The sequence below is a fragment of the Nocardiopsis sp. Huas11 genome (assembly GCF_003634495.1).
Lineage (GTDB): Bacteria > Actinomycetota > Actinomycetes > Streptosporangiales > Streptosporangiaceae > Nocardiopsis.
This window is the reverse complement of record NZ_RBKY01000001.1, coordinates 4,359,460-4,385,970: the sequence shown is the minus strand read 5'-3', so window position 1 is coordinate 4,385,970 and position 26,511 is coordinate 4,359,460. Positions and strand designations below refer to the sequence as shown.

Here is a 26,511-nt window from a genome sequence, read left to right as displayed (position 1 = left end):
CCCCGGCGGCACGGCGGGGTCCGCCCGCCACGACCACCGACACCGGTCCGCAGGGCTTCACCGACAGGTTCCGGTCCCAGTTGAACACGGCGTTCCCAGGGGAGGCCGTTCGGCCGTCCCCGCCACCGAGTCCACCGGTGACACCGCGCTGCCCGTCCCACCACGCGGTCCACCCCCGACGCGGGCACCGGCACCGGCACCGGCACCACCGTCCAGGAGGCGGACCGGGCCGGTTCCCGAGACCACGAGATCCGTGACACCGCCGAACGGGCCGCGACCGAACGGGCCGACATGACGGGCAGGGCGGCGGCGGACCTACAGGACCGGGCGGACCGAACCCGCGCGCAGATCCCCGCCGTGGAGGAGCGGATCGGGCGCCTGCGCGAGGAGGTCTCGAACAGGGAGCGCGATGTCTCCCGGTTGGCGGACCACGAGGTTCCGGCCGCGCGGCTGGCGTCCGCCGGAGCCGACGGCGAACGAGCCCGGGCCGAGAGTGAGGCCGAAGCGGCCCGCGAGTCGGCCGACGACGCCGCCGCGACCGCCGGCCATGCGGCCGAGGAGGCGGCCGCCCTCACCGTGCGGTACCAGGATCTGCGTTCCACGGCGGGCGAGGCCGAGACCGGCGCCGCACGGGTCGGCGAGCAGGCGAGTACCGCGGCCGCCGACCTCACCCGAGCCGAGGGCGAACTCGACACCCGACACAGGGAGACCTCCCGTCTCGTCGCGGAGATCGACGAGCTGACCTCGCGGTCGTCCCGTCTGGAAACCGAAGCCCGGCAGACCTCCCCCGATCAGGGGTCGCCGTCCGGCCCTGGCTCCGGCCTCGGCTCCGAACGCACGGGCAGCGCGGCCGCGCCCCCCGAATCCACCCACGACCGGAACACGCGAGAACCTCAGTCCGACGGGTCCGCCCACAGCACCACGGACTCCACCGAGGGAAGCGCCGTCCCGGAACGGGGAGAGCGGAGGCAGGGGGATCCCGCCGAGCCGACGGTCCCGTATGAGCCCGGGAGTACCGGGACGGACGGCACCGCGGCTCGCGGGAACGCCACCGGGCGGAGGGAGGTGGGACAGGACGGCTCCACCGAACGCGCGCACGGCGCTGGGCACGGGGACTCCGCGCGGGACCACTCCGCACACCCCGCGTCCGCTGAGCTTTCCGAGGTACGGGACCGGCTCGACCGGCTCACGCACGACCTCACCTTGCGCGCGGAGGAGGACGCACGGGCGCAGACGGCGGTCGACGACCTCCGAGCCAGCGTCGAGGAGCTGGAGGAGCGGGCCGCGGCGGCGAACCGCGCGCACGAGACCGCCCACGCCCGCGCCGAAGAGGCCCGGACCAGGAGTGAAGCCGCCACACGCACCGCCGAGGCGGCCGCCGGGCACGCGGCCCGACTCGAAGACAACGCGCAACACCTGCAGCGCCTTGTGCTGCGGGCCGAGGCTCTGGGCGAGCAGCCGGACGGCCCCGCCGCGCGGACGGGCGAGGGCGGCGACGGGCAGACCGGGAGCCCGCCGGGGACGGTCTGGGCGTGGTCGGCGACCCGCCCGGCCCGCCGGTCCGCCCCGGGCGCAGTGCGGCCGCGACGGACAGCCCGGCGAGGCTCTGGAGCGCGCGCCAGGCGCACGATGACCGCCGAGGCCGTCGGCCTCGACCAGGACGGCGCCGGAGTCCTCGGGCCATACCGCGGCCAGGGCCATGGCGGCCAGGGTGACGCCGGGGCGCCGCCGAGCGAGAACAGGGCCACGGTTCTGGTCATCAGGCGCCTCCCCTGGGCGGGACCTGGACGACGGCGACGCTCTCGGTCGCGGCGGCGGAGGAGATCCGGGCGGCGTCCAGGGCGGCGACGGCGAGTTCGACGATCACCGAGCCGTCGGTGGCGGAGGGCTCCACGCTCTCGACCCGGGCGGGGGTAGGCCTCGGCCCCGCCGTCCTCGGCCGCCGCCGTCCTCGGCGATCAGCACGACGGACACCGCCGAGCCGGCCTGGGAGGAGGAGGGGTAGCGGCCTGGTGGGAGAGCGGCGCCCACGACCGCTTCCTCGGCGGCGGGTAGGCCGCGTCGGGTCCGAGCGCCGTGGCGGCCAGGACGGAGCCGTCGGCCACGGGGACGGTCAGCGGACGGCCGTGACCTGCTCCAGCTCCTGCTCCCGATGACGGAGACCCCGTCGGCCACGGTGAGCCGGACGACCTTGAGGTCGCCGGCGCCCACCAGTGCCCGGCGGGCAGGTCGCCCTCGGCCACCAGGACCCCCTGGCGCTGGTCGAGCCGTTCGACGGCGGTGACGCCCGCCAGGGCGCCGGTCGTGGCCAGGGCCAGGCCCAGGACCAGCCAGCGCCATCGCCGCGGCCCGCTGCCCAGGAAGCCGGACCGGCGGCGCCGGGCTGGGTCGGGTGCGGCTCGTCGGGCCGGTGCTTGTGCCCACCATGTCGTTCTCCAGTGCCTTCCACGGTCAGCGGCCGGAGCCGGAGAACCAGTCTTGTGCTTCCTCGACCGTGACGGGCGACCTCGGAGGACGTCGCGGCGGGTGTCGAGCGTGCCGTTCGTTCCGTCGGAGAACTCCCAGGCGACCTCCCAGTTGATGGCCGCGTGACGGTGTAGGCGCCGTCGTCCTGGCCGATGGAGGCCCGGGTGTAGACGTGGCCGCAGTCGGGCGACTCGGCCTCGGGGCGTGGACGGCCGGGTTCGTACGGGGTGCCCGGCCCCTCACAGACGATCTCCGTGCCGTCGCCCATGGTCCAGTGGGTCCGGAGGGGGTCGCGGTGATCGACAGCGAACCAGCCGGGGATCTCGGCCGTGGCGACCGCGTCGGCCCAGTCCTCCTCCTCGACCCACAAGCCAGACCGGCGTGTGGACGAGCAACGAGGCCGTCGGGGTCGGGCGAGGTGCTGATGCGCGGCGCGGGGAGTTCGAAGGAGGCGATGGACTCCTGGATGAGGGTCACGGGGTCGGTGGGCGGTTCGCCCTCGCCGTCGTAGTCGACCGCGTCCCAGTCGATCTCGTCCCAGGGGATCGAGTCCCAGTCGACCTCGTTCTCCAGTCGATCGCGTTCCAGTCGACCGAAGTCGTTAGGGTCCGGGCTCGGCGGTCCTGACCCCGTTCCCCCGGAACCCGGGGCACCGGGGGTGCCGGGGGGTTTGCCGGGGTGCCGCCCCTGTGTCTGCCACCAGCGGAGCAGGACCGCGCACCCGGGGCCGCCGGTGCTCCCGCACTCGACCTGGCCGAGGAACGACGAAGGGTCGGCGGCGGCCGGGGGCGGGGACGGTCAGCACGACCGCCATGACCGTGATTGCGGCCGTACCTGTGCGTTTTCAGCATGTTCCGGGCTCCCAGATCCGAAGGTCGGACACGCGCCAGGCGAGTCCGTCGTGAACAAGGCCGGCGTCCACCCGTCGCGGTTCCGCGGACGCGGACTGCGCGGACAGGCGCCAGGAGGAGTCGTCGAGGCAGTCGGTGACCTGTGCGCTGCCGGAGGACTCGATCAGCACCTCGGGGTCCAGCACGGGCTCACCGGAGACGTCGCCTCCGGTCTGGCGCGCGTCCCGCAGCGCCTGGGTCATGAGGGCCAGAGGCCCCGTCGACCGCGTGGCGTTCGAGCTCGGCGGAGCCGTCGGTCCCGTCGTGGGAAGCGGTGACGACGGCCTCCCACATGCCCGTGTAGCGGCGAGCGCGGCGGCCTCGTCGTCCGTGCCTGGGCGGTCGGAGACGGCTCCGGAGCCGGGGGCTCGCCCTCGGCGGTGGTCGCGCACGCGGTGGACAGCAGGAGTGCGACGAGGCATCCCGCGAATGCCGCGTTTCGGGAGGCGGTGGAGACCCTGGATCTCATCACGGTCGCCACTCCGTTCGGTGGGGGTTCCGCTGCCGTGGCCTCGGGCGGCGGGGGAAGGGGCGGGGAAGGGGCGGGTGAAGGCAGCGGCGAGGTGGTCGGCCGGCTCGGGCGGAACGGTTTCGGCCGTGTCCCGCGCCGGGTCCGACCACCGTTCCCGTGGGGCGCGACGGCGGGCCGGCGGGGGACGCCGGCCCGTACCGCCGACCTCGCCCGTACAGCGGAGGACGACCCACGGCACGGCCCGGACCTGCGACACAGCCCTTGCCAAATCATGTGGTCTTTATTGGTTTTGGTTGACTTTATAGCAGGGTTACACCCTGAGCAAGCCCCCTCAGCACCCTCCTCAAACCCTCTGTTCACGGAGATGCGCATGCATTTCACCAGAGGGCCACCGATCACCGAAGCACACACGAAACCACATGAGGGGCGCGGCGCACGGCGTTCTTCCGGAGCTGCGACCGCCGAGGGTGATCCGTGGCCGCCGGAGCCGGGGCGCCCGGCCGCCTCGCCTCGGCGGGACGCTCGCGATCCGTCGCTCAGGCCCGCAGCAGCCGCAGGACGCGGGTACCCAGGCGCGCCGCGGAGTCGGGGTCCAGTTCAGTGCCGGTGATGAGGCAGTCGGCCTCGTGGAGGTCGGCGAAGCGGGACATGTGGTCGTGGTCGACACGGGTGTGGTCGGCCAGGGCCACGACGGTGCGCGCGGCGTCCATGAGCGCCCGCTTGCTCCGCCCCTGGACGGGGTCGGTGCTGGTCAGGCCGCGGTCGAAGGAGACACCGGCCGGGACGACGAAGGCGACGTCGGCATGGAGGCCCTCCAGTTCGCGGCTGGTGGCCAGGGCTGCTCCCGCCCTGCGATCGAGGCGTCCGCCGATCAGGTGGACGGTGAGGTCGGTGCGCGCGGCCAGGACCGAGGCCACCGACACCGAGTTGGTCACGACCGTGTAGCCGTGGTGCAGCGGCAGGCGGGCGGCGAGGCACTCGGTGACCGTGCCCGCGTCCAGGACCACCACCCCGCCCTCGGGGAGTTCGGCGAGCGCGGCCCCGGCGATCCGCTCCTCCTCCGCGGCCATGCCACCCGCCGGGGCCGCGGGGGAAGGTTCCGGGGCCGGGGACGAGGCGGTCCACACCGCACCCCGGTCACTTCGGACGACACTCGCCACACCAGTGCGGACGGACATGCCGGCCTCCCACTTTCCCTCGATCGGCGACACAGAGTCGTGCGGGAAGACTCCCCACCGGACATCGACCAATATCGAAACCCGGCGGGCGACCCGGATGCCATCTTTTATCACGCTTCACAATCGCCCCGCAACGGAAGGGCACCGATCTTCTGTCGAAGGAATGTGCAGTGCCCCGCCCGGAGCTCTCCAGAGAAGAGCGCGAACCAGGGAAGTGCGATGGTCAGCCCCGTGCCGTGGTCATGCACGCCACGGACACTGAATCGTTTTCACGGTCGATTCACGGATACCCGGGATTCCGCGCGCCGGTTCGACAATGGGCATGCCCCGAAGGGCCCGTCGGCCGAGCGACCCGACCGCGCCGCGACCACGACCTGCCCGGTGCCGGGGCGTCGCGGGCTCCCAACCGAGAGAGCGATCGCAACCAAGACCATACATACGAACGTAAGCAAACAAGGATTGCCAAGCACTTCCACATTCGGGGGTCGCGGTGTTACGTTCATCCACGCCCGGAACGCGATCCGGCCAGGCGCGACACGAGCGGGCGCAGACGTGTTCGTGCCCTGATGTGCGGCGGGAACCGGCCCTGGAGGTGACCCCGCATGCCCCTCGACCACGACATGAACAACACCGCCAGATACACCCTGGCCACCCTCACCGGCATCGTCATGCCCTCCGCCGACCCCCGCGCCCTACGCACCACCGCCGACCTCTACGAAACCACCGGCACCCAGATCACCCACCAACTCACCGAGATCCTCACCCACATCCGCCGCAAGGTGCGCACCGACTTCTCCGGACAAGCCGCCGACTACTTCGACCGCTCCGTCGCCCAGTTCACCACCGGAGACAACGACTACATCGGCAAAGCCGGCCAGATCGCCGCCGACATGGGCCGCGAACTACGCAAAGCCGCAGCCAACGCCGAATACATGGCCATGATGGTCATCGGCCAACTCGTCCAACTCCTCATCGAGATCGCCTGGGCCATCGCCTCCGCCTACTGGACCTTCGGCGCCTCACTGAAGATGATCCCCGTCTTCAAAGCCATCCGCAGCCTCCTCATCCGCCGCATCCTGTCCTGGTTCCTCCTCACCGTCCCCGGCCACCAGATCATCAGCCAAATCTTCGCGAGCCTGGACAGCATCATCCAACGCATCCAGATCGCCAACGGCACCCGCACCGAATGGGACCACGACATGACCAAGATGGCGCACCTGGGCGCCGTCATCGAAGGACTCCTCTCCGCCGGCCTCTCAGCCGGAGCCGAAACCATCCTCTCCAACCAGATCCGCACCCTCATCCGCACCAACCTCGACGACCTCAAACACCTCCCCGACCCACCCCCCAACACCCCACCCACCACCAACCCCGTCCCGGAACCCGACGGGCCACCGGTCAGAGCGACGCCCGAACCGACTCCCGTACCCGGGCCGAACAGGGTTCCCGAGCCGACCCCGGTTCCCGAGCCGCGACCGGATCCCGCACCCGCTCCCGCACCCAGAGCCGACCCCGACACCTCTCCCACGCCCGAGCCGGGCCCCCGGCCGGCGACGACACCGGACGCGGGTCCGCCCTCACCACCGCCCGGACTCAACGACGATCTCGCGGAGGTGCTCGGGCGGCACACCGACGAGATGGCCACCCCCTACAGCCCCAACGACGTCCCCGGCATCGGCAGCTGGGCCAACACCACCAACCGCGACCAACTCCGCGAAGACTTCGCCGACCTCTTCCAACGCCAGTTCGGCCACACCCTGGGCGATGCTCAAGCCCGCGACCTCGGCCGCGACTACGCCGACACCCTCGCCAGACACTGGACCCACCCCGACCTGACCGCACACCTGCACAAAACCCTGGGCAACGCACTCCCACCCGCCCTACGCCACCACCTCGCCGACACCGTCCCCACCGCCCTCACCAAAGACCTGAACGGGTTCCACACCAAAGCCAGCACCCAAGCACAAAACCTCGGCCTGGGCGCCGCCAGCGGAGCCACCGAAGGCTACGTCGGCGAAGGCCTCACCAACGAGATCTTCGGCCAAGGATGGAAAGCCTCCGGATTCTCCGCCACCGCAGGCGCCTCCCAAGCCACCACACAAACCCTCGCCACCAACACCGCGATCACCGGCATCGACTCCCTCCGCGGCGGACCCGACCTCCCACCACCCCCCACCACACCCCCACCCACCACCAACAACACCCCTGGAACCGCGGACTCCGACGCGTTCACGGACGTGGGAGGGGAGAACGGCGACGAGGCGGATCGTGGCGGCGGCAGCGACCCCGATCGCGATTCCGAAGGCGGCCGAGACGACCGCACTTCGGGAGACCGCGATGACGCGGGCCGATCAGACGGCCTCGATGACCGCGATGAGGACGACCGGGGTGAGGACGGGCCGGAACCGGCGACGGGGGCCGAGCCGCGCGGTGAGGAGAACGGCGACGGCCCCGCCGAGCAGAGCGCGGACGACGGTTTCGGGGCCGGATCACCGGTCGGCGAGGGCACACGCCCCTCGGAGGTTCCGGGCGATGCGCCTTGGCCGGAGAGTGCCGCACCGGCCGACAACCCCTATGTCGACAGCTTCACGGACGGGCTCGCCACAGCGCCGGGGACCGACAGTGCACCCGGATCGGAAGGCGCCGCACAGGGCTCTCCCGACACGGAGCAGGCCTCAAACCACCAGAACACCGACCCGACGGGCGGACCCGGTCTGGGGGGCGACGGCCAAGAGGGCGCACCACCGCAGGGCCTCGCCCAGAACGGCACCGAGAGCGATCCGGACACCCGAAGCACCTCCGAGCAGCACGACCCCCCGAGCACGTCCGCCGGGGGGCAGGGCCCCGGTCAGCACAACACCGGCCCAGCGGATACTCCCGCACCTGGAACCGACACCCAGGCCACGCCCGCCGCCGATCAGGACCCCGGTCAACGCAACACCGGCCCGACAGGTGCTCCCGCGCCCGAAACCGACACCCAGACCACGCCCGCCGAGGGGCAGGGCCCGGGGCAGCGCCCTGCCGACCCGTCGAACGTGTCCGGGACGGAGAACGGCGCCCAGCGCGACACCACCCAGAGCGCTCAGCCGCCGCTGGGCACCGACCCCGAGCCCGACCCGCAGCCGCAGGGCATGGCCGACCTCGGCGGCACGCCGGACACACCCGCCTCGGCAGCAGACCCCACCCGGCAGAGCACCGACTCGGAGGTCGACTGGCCCCTCGGCGACCTCTACGACACCCCCGAACCCACCAACACCACACACCCCTGGACACCACCCCCCTTCACCCTCCCCATCGACCTCCTCCAGCCCAAACACCCCCTCCTCAACGGACTCGGCTCCCTCGACCCCAAAACCGACCTCCCCCACCCCACCTCCTACCTGCCCTGGCCACCCGAAACCCTCCAGATCTTCGCGCTCCACGAGATCGACACCCCTGGTACCCCACTGCAGACGTTGAACCCCGGACAAGGAACCGGCGGCACCGACACGGGCACCACCGGTGCGGAGCGCCCGGCGCAGCGATCCGAGACCGGCACGGGACGTCCGTCGGACCCGCGCCCACCGGCCCCGGGCAACCGGGAGCCCTCCTCCACCCCCGAGCCGCCGGCCCGACCCGCACGGACACAGACCCGGGGGCCGGACGAAGCCACCACCACGGCAGAGCAGGACGCCCGCCCGTGGCGGCCGACCTCGGCGGAGACCCCGGAGCAGGCGGACCCCGGCGCGGAGCAGCGAGGTCGGCCCCGCACCGACACCGGGGAGGAGTCGATCGCACCGGTGCGTCCCCCGGACCGGCCGACGCCACCACCCCAGCCACCCCTCCCGTCTCCGCCCGTCGGCGAGAGCGCCCCGGTCGGCGACGACACGGGCGAACAGAGCGGCGGCGGCACGGGCGAGCGTTCCACCACCGTGCCCCCGACCGACAGCGAGCGGCCGCGGAGCGAGTACGCGGGCAGCTTCACACCCGACCGGTCCGGGACCTCCTATGACCTGGGCTACCTGACCGGGACCAACCTGTTCGGTCCGCACATGGTCGCCGCCGAGAACGTCGACACCTTCGTCGCGGACACCCTCGCCCAGGTACCGGCCGCCGACGACGTCGTCCAGAGCCGCATCACGGACGCCCTCGCGGACGTCTTCCGCCGGCAGGGCCCCCGTCCGTTCCTCGCGCCCGGCGGCCACACGGTGCGGGTCCAGGCGGACGACGGCGCGACCTGGTCGGCGCACCTGGACCTGAACCAGGTCGGCGACGGCTTCCACCACGTCCCGACCGCCCCGCGAGACGAGAGCACCGAGACCGGGTTCCTGCGCACCCAGAACGCCGGGACCGGCGTCAACGCCCACGACAGCGGATCACGTGGCGGGAGCAGGTCCGTGGGCGCGAAGTTCACCGTCAACCCGCTCTACGTGGGCACCATCGTGGGCGACACCAACGCGGGCCCGATCTTCTCCATCGGCGGCCGGTTCGGCTCCGGCGTGCGCTCCACCGGTCACGCCACGTCCGCCGTCGCGAACTCCGACACCGAGGTCTGGCAGATGGGCGCGCCCCACCTGTACACCTCCGACCTGGACATGGACCTGACGATCACGCCGCCGGCGCCATCGCCACCGCCCGCACGGGTCACGACGGACGGCGGCGACGTGCCTGACGCGCCCGACACCTCGTCCCCGCCGCCCCGGGACACCGCGGACGACACCCGTGCCCCGGCCGCCCCGGCGTCCCACACCCACCGCGGCCGGTCCACCAACGGCCTGGTCCTCAACGTGCCCGGAGCCGTGGTCGACCACCCCGACCTGCCCGGGACCATCCGGGTGCACTCCGGCCCGACCCCGCCGCCCGGGCAGGCCCCGCGCCCCGCCGTGAACCGCCCCGGAGTGGGGGCGGGCCACCCCATCCGCATCGGTGACATCACGCCCGTCCCCCGTACCGCGAACCCCGCAGGCGAGAGCAGGGACGGGGAGGGGGACGCCTCCCCTGGCCGCGGACTCGGTCCGTGGGTCGCCGACCACCTGCTCGCCCACCACCAGACCGGTGTCGCCGAATGGATCAGCGACCACCTGCCGCGCGGGGGCCGGCGGCGCGACGAACGGGTCAAGGACTTCCGGAGCAGGATCGAGAGCGCGTTCCACAACGACCAGATCCAGAACCTGCTGCCTCAGATGTCCAACACCCCCGCGCACATCCGCATCGCCGCACCCGACGGCAGCGAACGGTACCTGAAGCTGTGGACCGTGCCCACGCTGTACACGCGCAAGGACCACTCGCCGCCGCTGGTCGATCTCCTGCACAGCAACACGGCCACCAAGAGCTCCTCCAGCACCGTGACCCGCAGCAAGGGCGTGTCCGGAACGCTCGGCGGCGGGTTCGGCATCCACGTCGACCTGCCCAACGGACGCGCCATCCGGCTCGACGTCCCGTTCGTGGAGTACGCGTTCTCGTTCGGCTCCAACACGAGCAATACCCGTAGCCACTCCGCCACGACCAGCACCTTCACGCACGAGGCTCCCGCCTACGCGGCCTACGACGTCCAGCGGGACTTCTATCTCCAGTTCGAGGGCGACGACCGGCCCCACCACTTCCAGGGCACCTCGATCGACCTGCTGACCGCGGAGGACGCCCGCGCGCTGCGGGACCAGATCGAGGCCGGAGGAAACGCCCGGACCGAGACCCCGGGGACGACCGACACGGCGATGACGGGCACGACGGAGGAGCCGGGTCGGAGCACGACGACCGAGCCGACCACCGCCGAGGACACGGGCGAGGGCGGCTCGGGCCTCCAGCGGAACACGACGGTCGCCACCCCTCCTCCCGTCCCGCCCTTCCCGAACCTGCGCGGCGACCGTCCGACCGACCTGAGCGGAGCCACCATCCAGGGCTTCGACCACGCCCCGGCCACGGCGGACACGACAGGCGCCGCGAGTACGCACAGCGCGGAGAGCACCGGCGGCAGGCCGGCCACCGGTACCGACACCGCCGACGGCCCGGCCGCCTCCACACGCGGGGACGACCGCACCGTCTACGAGGACCTGGCCCACCGCATCCTCACCTCCATCGCCGACCTGCGCCCCGGCCTGGTCATCCCCGAGCTGGCCCGCACACCGGGCACCTATGCCCGGCGCCCCGGCAAGGCCGATGCCGGCTACTTCGAGCGGACGTTCCGGGAGCACTGGGGCCTGCGCCGCGACTACGCGACCGCGCGCCGGAACACCATGCTGATCCTCGACGCCGTCTCGGAGTCCACCCTCAAGAGCTCCCCGGGCCCCCTCCTGGGGGACGGCATCCCGGTGCACCTGCGCGAGACGGCCGCCGTCGACCTGCCGTCGACCGTCACGTTGAAGGAAGGGCTGCGCCCCGACACCGTCACGGTCCGCGTCACCGCCGACGTGGGACCCCTGCGCCACGAGAAGGACTCCGAGGCCGGTTCCGGCGCGCGGATCGGCGGCTCGGCGGGTCGGAGCTCCGGCTCCGGCCGCACCTACAAGCACACCGTCACACCCAGCGTCGGCATGAACGTCCGGGATCAGACCGGCTCCGACGCCCGCGGTGTGCCCGCCAGGTTCGGCACGCCCTCGGCCGCCGTCAGCGGTTCGGTCGGCAAGGGGCGCAGCGCGAGCCAGGGCCTGACCCACTCCACCGAGGAACGCGTGATGTTCTCCGGCGGCAACGACGTGTGGACCGCCACCGCCACGCTGGACGCCCGACTGTACGAGCACGACGACCTGGGACAGACCCGCAACGACACCCCGCCGCGCACCCGCGGCGTCCCGCTGCTCGGCGAGGACGGGCTGCCCACGACCATGACGGTCACCACCCCCAAGGTGGCCTCGCCCGCGCCGATCCGCACCACACCCGCCCCGCCGGTGGCGGACCCCACACCGCTCACCTCCGACGAGGCGCGATCGATGATCCGCCACGGTTTCGTGCCCACCCGCCCGGCGGCCACTCCGACCGCCACCACGACAGGCACGACAGGCACGACGAGCAACACCGACACCGCGAACCCGACCACCACCGCCCCTCCCGCGCCGCCCTCGCTCGCGCAGCGCCGCGCCCAGGAAATCCTCCGGCACGGCGGCACGATCGAGCACGTCAACACCGAGGTCGGCGGCCCGGACCGGGCCGGACTGGTCCAGCGGACCTATGACTCCTTCTCTGTCAGGCGCAGAGGCCTGCACGAGGGCTTCAGTCGCAAGTTGGAACACACCCTGGACGGCGACCCGAGCGCGCGCAGCCAGTTCGAGGACCGCCTGTCGGGGCCGAGCCTGGCCAGTGACCACAGCACCACCACGCCCACCGGGTCGCGCATGCGGGAGGAGTCCAGCGGCGGGCTGTTCTCCCCGCACGACCTCCGCACCACCGTCGCGACCAGGGCGGACCTGGACTCGGTCGACGTGTTCTTCCCGGTGGACGCGCGGATCTGGTGGGGGGCGGGGACCGAGGTCGCCCTCTCCACGAAGAACACCCGGAGCACGGGTGTGTCGGGCCGGGTCGGCTCGGGCGCGACCGACAACCCCAACCGCGCCGCCGGGGAGGACTCCCTGCCCAGCGACGCGCTCCGACCCATCCCGGTGGGCGGGCCCGCGTTCGGATTCACGCCCTACACCAAGGGCTCGTCGGTCTCGCACGCGAGCGGCTTCTCCTCCTCGGTGCTCTTCATCCCGCAGGTCTCACGGTCCTACGCCTTACGCGGGTCGGGGCACCTCACCCAGGCCTTCGAGTTCCTGAAGAACTGGAGCATCGGCTTCACGGTGCCGTGGAACACCACCTTCAGCGGCTGGCGGATCCCCGTGCCGGACCTGTTCTCGGGCTACGTGCACTCCAACGACGCCCACGCGTCGAACCTGGTCCAGGACGCCGTCACCGACACCGACGCCGGTCCCGTGCTCGGCTCACAGCCCCACCCGACCAGACCCGACGGCCTGGTCGTCCGCCCCGGCTTCGAGAACACCGGGCGGCAGATGCGGCCCGCCGACCCGAACGCCGCCCTACAGAGCCTCGTCGACGACCTGGCGCGGGACGGGCTGGAGCTGACCGGCAACAGCCGCGAGCAGCTCCTGCACGACCTCACCACCCAGTTGGGCAACAACCCGGCCAAGGCCGTGCCCGTCCCGGTGCGTGTCCGGCCGACCGACCAGACCCTGCACACCTCCACCGACGCCAAGGTGTACGTGGACCTGCGCACCACCGCCACCCGCACGGAGTACGCCGGATTCGCGGCCGACTACATCGAGTCCCGTTCCTGGACCGACACCCGGGGACGGGACGAGAGCCGGTCGACCTCGACGTCGGTGAGTGCGGACGGCACCCTGCTCCAGCCGACCGGTTACGACGGGGACCGGAGCGGTCCGGACGACCAACCCGGCAGCCGACCGCTGTTCTACCCCCCCAGCACGGGGGTCTCGGCGAGCACGGGCCGGGACACGGGGACCGGCCTGTCGGACTCGGCCACACGCACGGTCGAGCTCCAGATGCAGGTTCCGTACGCGAAGCTCACCCACGACGCCGAACTGGTCCTGTCCCTGGAGCTCGGCGATCCCCGGCCGGAGCAGGACCAGGGCGGCATCCGCAACCCCCTGCGCGGGGGGACCGAACGCACCACCTTCACCGGCCGCGGTGACGCCGGGCAGACCGAGACCCTGTTCCCCTTCTCCTACCTGACCTTCACCCCCGCCCCCACGAACACCAACACCGAGACCGGCACCGGCACCGGCACCGACGACCGCATCACGGAGATCACCGACACCGACCCGTCCGCGGCCCCGCAGGCGGCCCCGCGGTCGGAAACGGGGGCCGAGCCGGGGTCCGAGCCGGACGCGTCCCCACCGGCGCCCGAGCACCCGCGCAGCACGCCCCGGGCGTCCCTGGGCGACATGATGCGCACGTGGACCGCGGAGCAGGACGGCTCCGATCCCAGTCGGGTCGCGCCCGCCAAGGACGCCGTCATCCTGCCGACCGCGGTGCTCGACCACGGGCAGGCGCTGCGGGACACGGCCCACATCGTCATGGCCAGGTCGCTGGGCTGGAATCCCCCGGCCGACGCCGTGCGGGACGGCGCCTACACCCCCGAGGCCATCGCCGCCGCGCGGGCCCACGTCGCCGACCAGAACAAGCTCGACACCCGGCACAACGCGATCGACCACAGCCTGGACGACGTCGCCGTCCAGGCACTGTTCCCCAGCGCCGCCCGTGAGGACGACGGTGTGGAGATGCTGGACATCGGCCGCACGCGCTGGAGCGTCAAGGCTGTGCCGGACATGTCCGACGCCACGATCCTGGACGTCGTTCCGGGCACCAGGATCAGCGACAACCTCACTCACGGCGGCGGGCAGAGCGGGTCGGCCGGGCGGTCCTCCACCGTCGGCGGTGGCGCGGACCCCGTTCGGGGTGCGGGGATCAGCACCGAGGCCGCCCACGACTTCGACGGCCACGAGGGCATCCACACCGGCGGGCTGGGGGCCGCCTCGTCGAGGACGAACGCCGAGAGCGGCGGCTCGGAGCGTCCGACGAAGCGCTACCCCCAGGCCGACCGGCTCCGCCAGGGTCCCGCCTACCTGGTGGAGTTCGACACCACCTGGGCGATCGGCACCGCCTCCGCGCTGCCCACGCGCACGGTCTGGCGGAACAAGGTCACCGGTGCCCGGCCCGAGTCCGGCCCCTTGGGCGGCAGGCCCGCCCGCTGGCAGATCGGGGACACGTCGACCCGGATCGCCGGGTGGGTCTCGGAGTCGGACGCGGTCGCGATGGGCGTCCTCACCCGTGAGCAGGCCGACGGGCTCCGTCCGGTCTTCGACACCCTGCACGAGGCGAGCCGGAACTTCGCCGACGCCGAGAAGGCCTACGCGGACGCGCGCGGCCCCCTGGAACAACTCGCCGACGACGCCGTCAACGGCACCGACGCCGACGCCGCCCGGCAGCGCTACGACGCACAGAAGGCCAGGTACGACCGGGCCCTGACCGAGTTCAACGCCAGCATCGACCGCTGGACGGCCACCCTCGACAGGACCCGGAAGCTCGTCGAGGACCCCCGCGACATCACCGTCCCGGCTCCGAAGGACGGCAAGGGGAAGGCGCACGTCCGCGCCCTCCCCACGGTCGCCGAGTCCGCCGAACCCGTCGACACAACGGGCATCGGACCACGCCGCGGAGGGCACCTCGTGGATACCTTCCGATCCCTGCTCAACGTGGAGCCCGTCACCCGTCAGGACCGCTCCCCCGGCACACAGGACGACCTGCCGCCGGTGCGCCGGGCCGAGGCGGAGCGTGCGTTGGACGAGTCGCGACGCCTGCAGAAGCTCTCCGCCGACCTGCGCGCCCAGGCCGGGGACCTCAGATCCGCGCTCCCGAACGTCCTGGAACAGGAGCGACGGGCCGAGGCGGACGTGGCACGGCTGGAACGGGACGTCCAGCGCCTGGAGGAACGGGACCTCCCGCCCGCCAAGGCGGAGCGCGACATCGCCGAGCTGAAGCGGGCCCAGCTCAAGCCCCAGGTCACACGCGCCCGCGAAGCCGCCGCGGACGCCGAGACGGCCGCCCGGGACACCGCCGCCACCGCCGCGGTCCTCGGCACCCGGCACGCGGAGCAGCAGTCCGCCGCCGACGGCGCCCGGACCCGGGCCGAGCAGGCCCGATACGCGGCGGAAACCGCTGAGCTCGCGCTGACGGTCCGCGAACTCCGCGACCGGATCCGGCCGTTGGAGACCTCGGCCCAGGAAGCCCACGACGAGCACGGAAGGGCCGTCGACAACGCCCGGGCCGAGCGCGACCGCTACCACACCCACCAGGAGGAGAGGGCCGAGGAGGCCGCGAACGCCGACTCCGTCAACGCCTGGCAACAGGAGGCCGCCCGCCTCGACCAGTCCGCGCGAGACCTCCAGGACACCGCCGACCGTGCCCGGGAGGTCTCCGAAGCCGCCGCTCAGAACCTCGCGGACTCCCGGGCCGAACTCGACCGGCGAACAGCCGATCTCGCCCACCGCCGGGGCGGGGACACCGATACCGAGGGCACGGTCCAGGAACTCCGCGAGCACGCCGACGACCTCCGGGCGTCGGCCGCCCGGGCGGAGGAGGCCGCGGAGGCCGCGCGGACCCGCGCCGACGAGCTGCGCGACCTGCGCGACACCGCCGAGAAGAACGCCGAGTCGGCCGCCGAGCACGCGGCCGGGCTCCAGGAGAAGGCCCATGGCCTCGAGACCCAGGTGAGTGACGCCGAGAGGGACCTCACCGCCGCCCAGCAGAACCTCGACGCGCTGGCCCAGCAGCTCAGGACCGCCGAGAGCGGCCTCGCCACGAGCCGGACGACCCTGAACGACGCGCGCGGCCAGGCCACCGGTATCCGCACCGACGCGGAGGGCCTCGAACACCGGGCAGAGCGGGCGCGGCAGGACGCCGACCGGCTCCTGGAGCGGTCGGAGCGGCTTCTGAACCCCTCGACCGAGTGGGATCCCCACGACTCCGGCTCAGGACCCCGGACCCCCGGGGGAGACCAGGACGCGGTCGGCGACGGCGCCGACCCGAACACCGGCACCGTCGGCCCCCGGACGGGTCCACCGCGTGCCGACGTGTCACACCTGACCCACCCGATGGTCATGTCCGCCCTCACCCCGAACCCCGGCGGACCTCCCTGGTCAACGGAGACGACAGGGCACGGGGACGCGTCGGCATCCTCGGCCGGCCGATCCGAGCCCGCCCGGGGATGGCCGCCCCCGCCCGCCTGGGGCGGGCGCAGGGGCCCCGAGGGCATGCCGGGCACGCGGACCTTCGACACCTACGAGGACTCCGCGACGTACCTGACGCAGCGGATGCCCCCGCCCGCGTTGAACGCGACGGAGAGCGCCTACGTCCGGTACTACACGGCCGAGGGCAGCTACGTGATCAACCCCGAGCTGCGTTCGGGGGTCACCCCGGAACGCGCCACGCCGAGCATGCGGGACGCCGTACGGGACCTGGACGGGGCGCTGGACCGGTCCCGGGCCCCCGAGCCGATCCTGCTCTACCGGAGCGTCGACACGCTTCCCGCGCAGTTGGACGCGTCGCCGAACTCCGTCGACGGCATGGTTTCACTCGTCGGACGGACGTTCACCGACCCCGGCTACGGGTCCGCCGCCATGGCCCACCAGCCGCTCTATCCCGAGCGGCGGATCCAACTGTCCATCAGGGTGCCCCAGGGGTATCCCGCGCTCAACGTGATGGACGTCCCCGGCGTGACCAACCGCAACGAGCACGAGGTGATGATCCGGCGCGACGCGACGTACCTCGTCCACGACGTCACCCGGCTGCCCGACGACCAGTACGGCCTCAAAACGTGGTCCGTCGACGTCGAGATCGTTCCCGACGGCTGGACCCCGCCCACGGAGCCGGCGGACGACTCCACCGACGACTCCAAGGACGACCGGAACGACAGAGGCGACGGCAGCGGTGGATCCGCGCGTGGGACGGGCACCGGCACCGACCCGGGGAGCGGGCGCGAACAGGGCGCTCCACCGCCCCCCGACACTCGGGACGACGGCACCGACCGGCCGTTCGGCGACGCCGCCCCCGCTCAGAGCGACGACGCCTTCCCCTCCCTGGACGGCCTCTCCCCGCCCTTCCCACCCGGACTCCCCTTCGGGCCGAAGTCCTCCCCATGGCCGTTCGACCTGGACCCCAAACGGCCCTACGACCCCAACGGGCTCCTGGACCTGCCCTTCCCCGAGTACGTCCCGACCACGGGCACGACCGAGGAGCGCCCGGCCACCGGGGCTCCGGACCAGGCGGTGACCAGTCGGCCCGTGGAGCGGGACGCGCGGTGGCAGGAGGCCGCCGACCGGTCCCCCACGACCGGTACCGGCCCGCCCCGATCCGCCTCCGCGTGGCCGCCGCCCCCGGCCTGGGGGGAGGGCGCCCACCCCCAGGGCATGCGCGACGGCCAGACCCTCGACGGACACGACCAGGGCACGATGTACCTGTCGCTCGTGATGCAGCCGCCCACGATGACCGGGCCGGAAGCAGCCGTCGTCCGCGACGTGGCCGAGGGCGGCGGCGAGACCGCCGTGAACGACGCGCTGCGCAACGGGACCCCGCCCGAGCACGCTCCCGCGCGCACGCGCGAGGCCGTCGACACCCTCGACGCCCTGATCGGCGGCTCGACGACACCCGACCCGCTGGTCCTGCGCCACCGCGCGGACCCCGGCTTCACCGACCGTCTGGGGATCTCCCCCGCCGACCCCGACTCGATGCGCGGCCTGGTCGGTCGGACCTACACCGATCCCGGGTACACCACCGCGACGACCGGGGAGCAGCCCCTGGACTTCCGCCGCCCGGTCGACGTCGTCCTCAAGGTGCCCGCGGGCTACCCCGCGCTCAACACCTCCGACCTGTCGTCCCGTTCCGGTGACGGCCACGACGTGCTCCTGCGCCGCGGCACGACCTTCGTCGTGCACGACGTCCGCCCGGTCCACGACGAGCTCTACGAGAACGACCACTGGGTGGTCGAGGCCGAGGTCGTCCCCGACGGATGGACCCCGCCCGATGACTGGCGCAGCGCTCCGCGCGGCTCGGAGGGCGGCCTCCCGCCCTCGACGGCCGCCACCGCTCCCGCTGCCCACACCGTCACCCCGGCACCGGCCTCCCCCGTACAGGTCTCCACCCCACCGGTCGCCGACGACCTGCTGGTGATGCCGGCCTTCGTTCCCGCGACCGGCGACACCGTCATGGACGACGGGTCCGGTGACGGGGAACCGGGTTCCGACGACGGATCCCACGGATCCGACGGATCCGACGGCTCCGACGGATCCGACAGCGACTCCGACGACGCGTCCGAGGGCGACGGCGAGGTCCTGACCGGTGACGACGACGTCCGCAACACACTCGATCCGGCACCGGTGTGGCATGGCAGTCTCCACGAACCCGGAGGTGTCGGCATGGGCCACGCCCTGCGGTTCGCCGACGACACCGAGGCCGCACACTGGGCCGAGATCCACCTGCCCCGGGTCTTCGACCCGACCGCCGCCGAGGCCGTCTCCGACTACACCGGAGCGGACTACACCCTGGCCCACGAGGGGCTGCGCCACGGCAACGTCGGCGTGTACCGGCGCGACGACTTCGCCTCGCTGGTGCGAGGCGTGGACCGGGCGGTCGCCGATTCCCCGCTCCCCGTCCCCCTCATCGTGCACAAGGGCGTCGACAGCGCGTTCACCGACACCCTCGGCATCGACCTGAACGACCCCGCCACCCTCACCCGCCTGGTCGGGACCGTCCACACCGAACCGAGCTACGTGTCCACCTCCGTGGGCTCGCGCACGCCCTACGACCGCCCGCTCTACCTCATGTTCCGGGTCCCCCAGGGGTTTTCCGGCCTCAACGCCGCGCCGCTCTCCCACGCGTCCGGCGAGCGCGAGATCCTCATCCCCCGCAACAGCTCCTACGTCGTCCACGGCGTCTACCGGCGCCCCGGCCGACGCGCCGAAGGCGGGCCCGTCGAACCGCTCTGGTTCGTCGAGGCCGAGTTCGTGCCGGACGGGTGGCGGCCGCCCGCCGGCTGGCGGCCGAGCCCGGCCATGGACGCCGACGCAGGGTACCGGGAGCACCCCGTTCCGCACCTGCCCGGCGTGCTCGCCCCCGACGGGGTGCGCCACTTCCGCACCAACGCGGAAGGAGAGGCGTACGGCGAGGGCCACCTCTCGCACCCTGGGCGCGGCCCCGGCGCGTTCGCCCACCTGCCGCCCCACCAGCGGGACGCCGTGGTGGCCTACACCCGGCGGTCGAACCCCTACAACGAACTCCTGCGCACCCCGGAGGCCGAGCGGCCGGCCCTCCTGAGCCACTGGGGGCGGCAGGGCGGCGACGCGTGGGAGCTGTACGTGCTGGCGGGCGGCCGTACGCCGACGATCGAGGACGTCCTCGCCGCCGCCGCGCGGCCGGAGGAGCTGCCGCCCGCGGTGCGCTCGGTCGTCGAGGAGATCACGGCCGCGCCGGACCCGGCCGCCGAACTCGCGATGTGGCGGGACTGGGCGGGCCTGCCCGGCCACCTCGTCGACCTCTTCGGCCACTTCCCCACCCTGGCCGACCTCGACGCGCACATCGCCGTCCTCGACGCCGCCATCGGCTCCAGTCCGCTGCCCGAGGCGCTCGTCACGCACCGCGGGCTCAGCCGCGCCGACTTCCTCACCGGGTTCTCCGACGACCCCGGGACGCTGGTCGGGACCCTCCAGCACGAGCCCGGCTACCTCTCCACGTCCCTGGGCGCGGACGTCTTCGGGTACGCGGGCGGCTACGTCGACCCGGTCCGGATCCACTTCACCCTCCCACCGGGGACGCACGCGCTGTGGGTGGGCCGCAGCAGCCGTTTCCCCACCCAGCGGGAGCTGATCGTGGCCAGGGGAACGGACTACCTCATCACCGCCGTCCGGCTGCGCCCGGACGGGACGTGGGACCTCTTCGCCGAGGTCCTGCCGCCACCGCCGCCGGCCGCGGCCGCCACCAGCGGCGGCGGCGAGGCGGTCGCGCGGCCCGGCGCGAGCACCGGAACGGACGAGGGAGCACGAGCACATGGCTGAGCGCAGGGAACGGCCCGGGGAGGAGCGCGCCCGCACATGGGGGCCGCTGGGCCCGTTCACCGCGGACCGGCGCACCTACCCGCCGACGGCCGAGGGCGCGGTGCGCTACCTCCCGGTCCGCACCGGCGCGGACGGCGACGTGCTGGGGTACCTGTGGGCCGCCGAGACCGACGACGCCGCGTCCTTCGTCACCGCCGGGCACGCTGGGGCGGTGGGCGCGGCGGCCAAGGGCCACTGGATCCGGTGGCTCGCCGAGCGCAGGAGCGAGGGGCTGAGCCCGCTGCGGGCCCTGGAGCGGGCGGCGACCGAACCGGTGGACACCGCAGGAGGCGCGCCCGCACCGGGCTCGGCCCCCTCGACCGCCCCCGACCTGGCGACGCTGGAGCTGATCGCCCGATCCTGACCAAGAGGGCTCACTCCCCGCACACCCCGCACACCCCGCACACCCCGCACACCCCGCACACCCCGCACACCCCGCACACCCCGCAACGATGACACCGGAGAGACCTTCCGCATGGACCCGCAGCGCCCCGACCAGCACCGATCCCCGCGCGAACGACGACCTCGGCGCCCGATGGCCCCTGCGCGCGGCCGCCGCCTGCGAGGGGTCGCGGCCTCCCTGCTCGCGTTCGGGCCGCTCCTGGCCCCCGCCGTGGCCCCCGCGCCGGCGTGGGCGGACGAACCCGCGGCCCTGCCCCAGGTGACCCAGTTCAAGGGCGCCGACGACGCGTGCACCGAGCCCGGTGCCGACGTCGTGGAGCGGGTCCCGTGGACCTTCCCCGCTCTGGGCCTGGCGAGCGCCCACGAACTCAGCCGGGGGCACGGCGTGTCCGTCGCCGTCCTGGCCACCGGCGTGGACGGGGAGGTGCCGGCCCTGGCCGGCGCCGTCGGTGAGGGCGGCACGGACGACTGTCTGGGGTACGGCACCTTCCTGGCCGGGGTGGTGGCCGCCCGGCCCCTGCCCGGGAGCGGCTTCGTGGGTGTGGCTCCCGAGGCGGAAGTGGTCCCCGTGCCGACCGGCGACGCGGACACGGGGGTCGTCGCCCCGGGCGACCTCGCCTCGGGCATCGCGGCGGCCGTCGACGCGGGCGCGGAGGTGGTCCTGGTGGGCACCGCGGCCGCCGAGGGCTCAGACGCCCTGGACGACGCGGTCGAGGCGGCGGCGCAGGCGGGCTCGCTCGTGGTGGCCCCGGCCACCGTGCCCACCTCCGAGGGCCCGGTGCCCGGTCACCCGGCCCAGGCTCCGGCGGTGCTGAGCGTGGCCGCGCACGACGCCGACGGGGCGCCCGTGCTGGCCGAACCCCTGGTCCGGTTCGACGGCGAGCTGGCACGGGTCGACGTCACCGCGCCCGGGGACCGCGTGCTGAGCGCGGGTCCGGGCGGCGAGGGCCACTTCACGGCCGGGGGCGACGGTGTGGCCGCCGCCTTCGCCGCGGGCACGGCGGCGCTGCTGGCCGCGCGCGAGCCGGACGCGGGGCCGGAGGAGATCCGGGAACGGCTGACGACGACCGCCTACGGCTCGGCCCTGGGGCCCCGCGACCCGCTGGTGGGCAGCGGGCGGATCGACCCGCCGGGCGCGCTGTCCGGCGACCCGGTCGCCGCCGCCGAAGCGGGCACGGCGGGGGTCGCCGGCGAGCCCTTCGTTCCGGACCCGTCGCCGCTCGGGTCGGTGGAGCTCCCCGGCACCGTGGCGGTGGTGGGCGCGGCCGGTCTGGTCGTGGTCCTGTGCTCGCTCGCCGGTGTGGTGGTGCGCAACGGCCGGACCCGGAACTGGCGCCCGGCCGCCGCGGGCGAGCGGGTGACCCCGGAGGAGGACCCGCGCCCGCTCATCTGAGCCACCGGGGCCGCGCCCGCCCGCACCTCCCGGCCGCGCCCCCTACTCCGAGGCGCCCTCCGCGATGGCGAGCTGGACCTCGACGGGATCGCGCCGGGAGATCCACAGGGCGCGGCCGGGCGGCATCTTGCGCGCCCGGACGTTGCCGAACAGCATGCCCTCCGACGGCGGGCAGGACAGCATGATGCTCGGTGTGTTGAAGTCGATGAGCGAGCGGATGACGGGGTCGGACGAGGCTCGGGCGAAGCCGCCCGCCGCGTGCACCAGGATGACGTGCATCCCGATCTCGGCGCCCTGGGACAGCAGCGGCAACAGGGGCGCGAGCGGGCTGGGCCCGCTCCCGGAGACCATCTCGAAGTCGTCGATGACCAGGAACAGCTCCGGCCCGGTCCACCAGTCGCGCTTGCGGATGCGCTCGGGTTCGATCTCCGGCCCGGGCAGCCGGGCCTTCATCGCCTGGGCGGCGGCGACCATCATCTCCTTGACGCTGTCGGCCGAGACCGCGTAGCCGAGCTGCATCTCCTTGGGGACGGCGTCGAAGAGCTGGCGCCGCTGGTCGGCCAGGACCACGCGGGCGGTGCCCGGGCCGTAGTGCTCGCGGATCGCGTTCGTGATGTGGCGGAGCAGAGTGGTCTTGCCGGTCTCGGTGTCGCCGACCACGATCAGGTGCGGCGTGGCGGAGAAGTCGTGCCAGAACGGCTGCATCCGTCGGCTCTCCAGTCCCAGGGCCACCTGGAGCCCACCGGCCGGGGTCAGCTCGGACGAGGGCAGGTCGGCCGCGTGCAGGACCCGCGGGAGCGTGCGCACGGGCGGGGCCTCGGGGCCGTCCCAGGCGTCGCGGATCCGCCCGATGAGCTCGGCCACCCCGGCCGAGAGGGTGACCGGGTCGGGGTCGCCGTCGGCCCGGGGCAGGCCGGTGAGGAAGTGGTACTTGTCGTCGGTGATCCCGCGGCCGGGCACGCGGGGGACGGTCTGGGCCACGCGCATGTGCACCATGGAGTCGACCGGGTCGCCCAGCCGCAGCTCGATCCGGGTGCCCATGAGGTCGCGCACGCCGGTGTTGAAGTCGGCCCAGCGCGGGGACGCGACCACGACGTGCAGCCCGTAGTTGAGGCCGCGCTGGACGAGCTGGACGATGGGGGCGACCAGGTCGGTGAGGTCCTGGCGGATGGTGCCCCAGCCGTCGATGACGAGGAAGACGTCGCCGTGGGGCTGGTCGGCGAACTCGCCGGCCGCCCTGCGGCGGCGGTAGGTCGCCATCGAGTCGATGCCGTTCTCCGCGAAGAACGTCTCCCGCTTGGTGATGAGCTCGTGCATCTCCATGATGGTGCGGTTGATGCGCCGCTCGTCGGTGCGCGCGGCGACACTGCCCACGTGCGGCAGGGAGCCGAGCGTCTGGAGCACGCCGCCGCCGCAGTCGATGCCGTAGAACTGCACCTGGGCGGGGGTGTTGAGGACCGACAGGCCGAGGATGAGCGAGGCCAGCAGCGTGCTCTTGCCGCTCTGCGGGCCGCCCGCGATGCCCACGTGGCCGCCCGCGCCGGTCAGGTCGGCGGTGAGCGGCAGCCGGGTGTGCTCGAAGGGCCGGTCGACCATGCCCAGGGGGACCTTCAGCCGTCCGGCGTCGGTCCAGGCCGGCCCGCCCTCGGGCAGGCGGACGCCCACCATGCGCAGCAGTTCGTCGAGCAGCGGCGGCACGTCCAGCGGCGGGAGCCACACCTCCCGGGCGGCGGGGCCGTGCCCGTGCAGCCGGTCCAGGGCCACCGCCAGCAGGGTGTCCGGGTTCTCCTCGGCCTCCTCCTCCACGGGCGCCTCGGGTTCGGGCGCGGCCGGGGGCACGTACCCGTCGAGGAACGGCACGACCTCGCCGCCCACGGCATGGCGCCGCGCCGCGCGCCGGCGCACCCGGTAGGCGCCGGAGACGTAGGCGGCCTTGAAGCGGATGAGGGTCTCGGTGTCGGTCTTGAGGTAGCCGTTGCCGGGTGAGGACGGGAGCTGGTGGGCGTCGGGGACGCCGAGCACACCGCGGCTCTCGATCGCGGAGAAGGTGCGCAGCGCGATCCGATAGGACAAGTGCCCCTCCAGCTGGTGCGTGCGTCCCTCGTCCAGGCGCTGCGAGGCGAGCAGCAGGTGCACACCGAGACTGCGGCCGAGGCGGCCGATCATGACGAAGAGGTCCATGAAGTCGCGGTGGGCGGCCAGCAGCTCGCTGAACTCGTCCACGACCACGAACAGGGTCGGCAGCGGGTCCATGGAGGGATCGGCCTCGCGGGCCCGCTCGTACTCGTGGACGGAGCTGAAGTTCCCGGCGGCGCGCAGCAGTTCCTGGCGGCGGATGAGCTCGCCGTGCAGGGCGTCCTGCATGCGGTCGACCAGGATCGCCTCGTCGGCGAGGTTGGTGATCAGGGCGGAGGTGTGGCGCAGCCCGTCCAGGCCGATGAAGGTGGCGCCGCCCTTGAAGTCGACGAGGACGAAGTTGAGCGTCTCGGAGGAGTGGGTCATCGCGAGCGCCAGGACGAGGGTGCGCAGCAGCTCGCTCTTGCCGGAGCCGGTCGCACCGATCAGCATGCCGTGCGGCCCCATGCCGCCCAGGGCCGACTCCTTGAGGTCCAGTTCCAGCGGCGCGCCCTCCGCGGTGATGCCGATGGGCACGCGCAGCCGGTTCTTGGGGTGCAGCTCGCTCCACATGCGCTCGGTGTCGTGGGCGTGCAGGTCGGGGACGCCGACCAGGGTGGTGAGTTCGAAGTCCGTGGTCAGCGGTTCGGTGACCTCGACCTGCATGCTGACCCGGTAGGGGGCCACGAGCCGGGCGAGGCTGGTGGCCCGGGTGGCGCTGAGGGCGTCGGGCCGGCCGAGCGCGGTCTCCACGGAGCGGCCGCTGTGGTCCTGGGAGAGCACCACGAGCCGGTCCTTCTCGACCCGCAGCGAGAGGCTGTAGGGGTCGTCGTCGGGCGGCATGGGGTCGGCCACGTCGATGACGACGGCGTTGCGGTAGCCGCCGCCGAGCAGGCGCGAGCCGACGGGGACCTCGCCGCCGTCGACGACGATGACGGTGTAGGGCTCGTCCCGGTCGGGGACGGCGGAGGGGTCGTAGCGCGGGCGGTCGGCCATGTCGTCGCCGATGAGCCGTTCCAGCTCCAGGGCGTTGGCGCTGATCAGGCGCGCCGATCCGGCGCCGTCGCGTGCGGCGTGGTGCTGGGTGTGCGGCAGCCACTTGGTCCACACCCACGCCGGGCGGGCCTCGTCCGAGGCGCACACGGCCACGCGCAGCTCGTCGTGCGCGTGGAAGACGGTGAGCTGGCCGACGAGGGCGCGCACCAGGGCGCGGCAGGCCTCGGTGTCGCCGCGCAGCGAGACCCGCGCGTAGCCGCGCAGGTACACCTGGACGGGCTGGTCCTCCACGGTGCCGTAGGCGCGGATGAAGCGTCGCAGGGCGTGCGCGGTGAGGGGTTCGAGGTCCTCGACCGGTTTGGAGGCGACCGGGGAAATGGTCATGGCCATCGCCTGCTCGCCGACTCCGATGCGCACTTCGGCGAAGTCGGCGTCGGCGGCCCGGCGCTCCCACAGCCGGGAGGTCCGCACGATCGACCACAGGGCGTCGGGCTGGGGCGCCCGCCAGAGCATGGCGTCGCGCTGCTCGGTGACCACCTCGCGCAGCCGGGTCCGCATCTGCCCCAGGTAGCGCAGGTAGTCGCGCCGGTCGTCGTTGAGCCTGCGGCGGCGCTCCAACTGCACGCGCAGGTACTGGCCGCCGAGCATCGCCACGGCGCCGACGAGCATCATGCCGCCGGCGACGTAGGGCATGACCGAACTGCCACCGCTGCCCGGGCGGATGAAGAGCATCATCATCGCCATCGAGGTCAGGGCCATCGGCAGGTACATGAACACCGACGACATGCTCGACTGCGGTTCGGCGAGTTCGGGCGGTTCCTGGAGGGTGATCTCGCCCTTGGGCAGGTCCGGGCCGGGGCGGCGGGGCGGTCGGCGGACGAGGATCGTGCTCACGGGCGGGTGCCTCCCTTGTCCGAAGCGGTGACCGGAGTGGCCCTCGTCGGGACCACCCGTTCCCATGATGCCAAGCAAACGCTATCGTTGCCACACGAGACCACAACCGTAGGGGCTGTAACACACACAC

Annotated in this window: 8 protein-coding genes; 3 read left to right on the top strand and 5 right to left on the bottom strand. The window is 73.4% G+C overall.

Annotated elements, in window-relative coordinates; all coding sequences use genetic code 11:
• Positions 1 to 315: 315 nt before the first annotated feature.
• The 4 genes from DFP74_RS19815 to DFP74_RS19800 form a co-directional block, all read right to left on the bottom strand.
• Positions 316 to 702 carry a hypothetical protein gene (locus DFP74_RS19815; RefSeq protein ID WP_121183597.1) on the bottom strand — a complete coding sequence of 129 codons (387 nt, stop codon included), beginning with the start codon at positions 700 to 702 and terminating at the stop codon, positions 316 to 318.
• A gap of 1,057 nt (positions 703 to 1,759) precedes the next feature.
• Positions 1,760 to 1,894: a hypothetical protein gene (locus tag DFP74_RS34930; protein WP_255499555.1), complete on the bottom strand. Its 135-nt coding sequence runs from the start codon at positions 1,892 to 1,894 to the stop codon at positions 1,760 to 1,762.
• Between the two features lie 1,416 nt (positions 1,895 to 3,310).
• Complete coding sequence (locus DFP74_RS34460; protein WP_233571050.1) at positions 3,311 to 3,559, bottom strand: hypothetical protein; 249 nt, start codon at positions 3,557 to 3,559, stop codon at positions 3,311 to 3,313.
• A gap of 805 nt (positions 3,560 to 4,364) precedes the next feature.
• A complete protein-coding gene (locus tag DFP74_RS19800; RefSeq protein WP_121183595.1) occupies positions 4,365 to 4,898 on the bottom strand; it encodes a DeoR/GlpR family DNA-binding transcription regulator in 534 nt (177 codons plus the stop codon).
• A gap of 710 nt (positions 4,899 to 5,608) precedes the next feature.
• Between DFP74_RS19800 and DFP74_RS19795 the strand changes: the two genes are divergently transcribed.
• From DFP74_RS19795 to DFP74_RS19785, 3 genes are all read left to right on the top strand, one after another.
• On the top strand, positions 5,609 to 20,542 hold the full coding sequence (locus DFP74_RS19795) for an ADP-ribosyltransferase (RefSeq protein WP_121183593.1): 14,934 nt from the start codon (positions 5,609 to 5,611) through the stop codon (positions 20,540 to 20,542).
• Positions 20,535 to 20,945 (top strand): hypothetical protein, encoded by a 411-nt coding sequence (locus DFP74_RS19790; RefSeq protein WP_121183591.1) that lies wholly within the window; start codon positions 20,535 to 20,537, stop codon positions 20,943 to 20,945. The genes DFP74_RS19795 and DFP74_RS19790 overlap by 8 nt, the downstream gene beginning before the upstream one ends.
• Before the next feature lie 111 nt (positions 20,946 to 21,056).
• Entirely contained in the window at positions 21,057 to 22,376 is a 1,320-nt protein-coding gene (locus DFP74_RS19785; RefSeq protein WP_233571049.1) for a S8 family serine peptidase, read from the top strand.
• Positions 22,377 to 22,418: 42 nt separating this feature from the next.
• Here the strand turns inward: DFP74_RS19785 and eccCa are convergent, their stop codons facing one another.
• Entirely contained in the window at positions 22,419 to 26,381 is a 3,963-nt protein-coding gene (gene eccCa, locus DFP74_RS19780; protein ID WP_121183587.1) for a type VII secretion protein EccCa, read from the bottom strand.
• Positions 26,382 to 26,511: the final 130 nt, after the last annotated feature.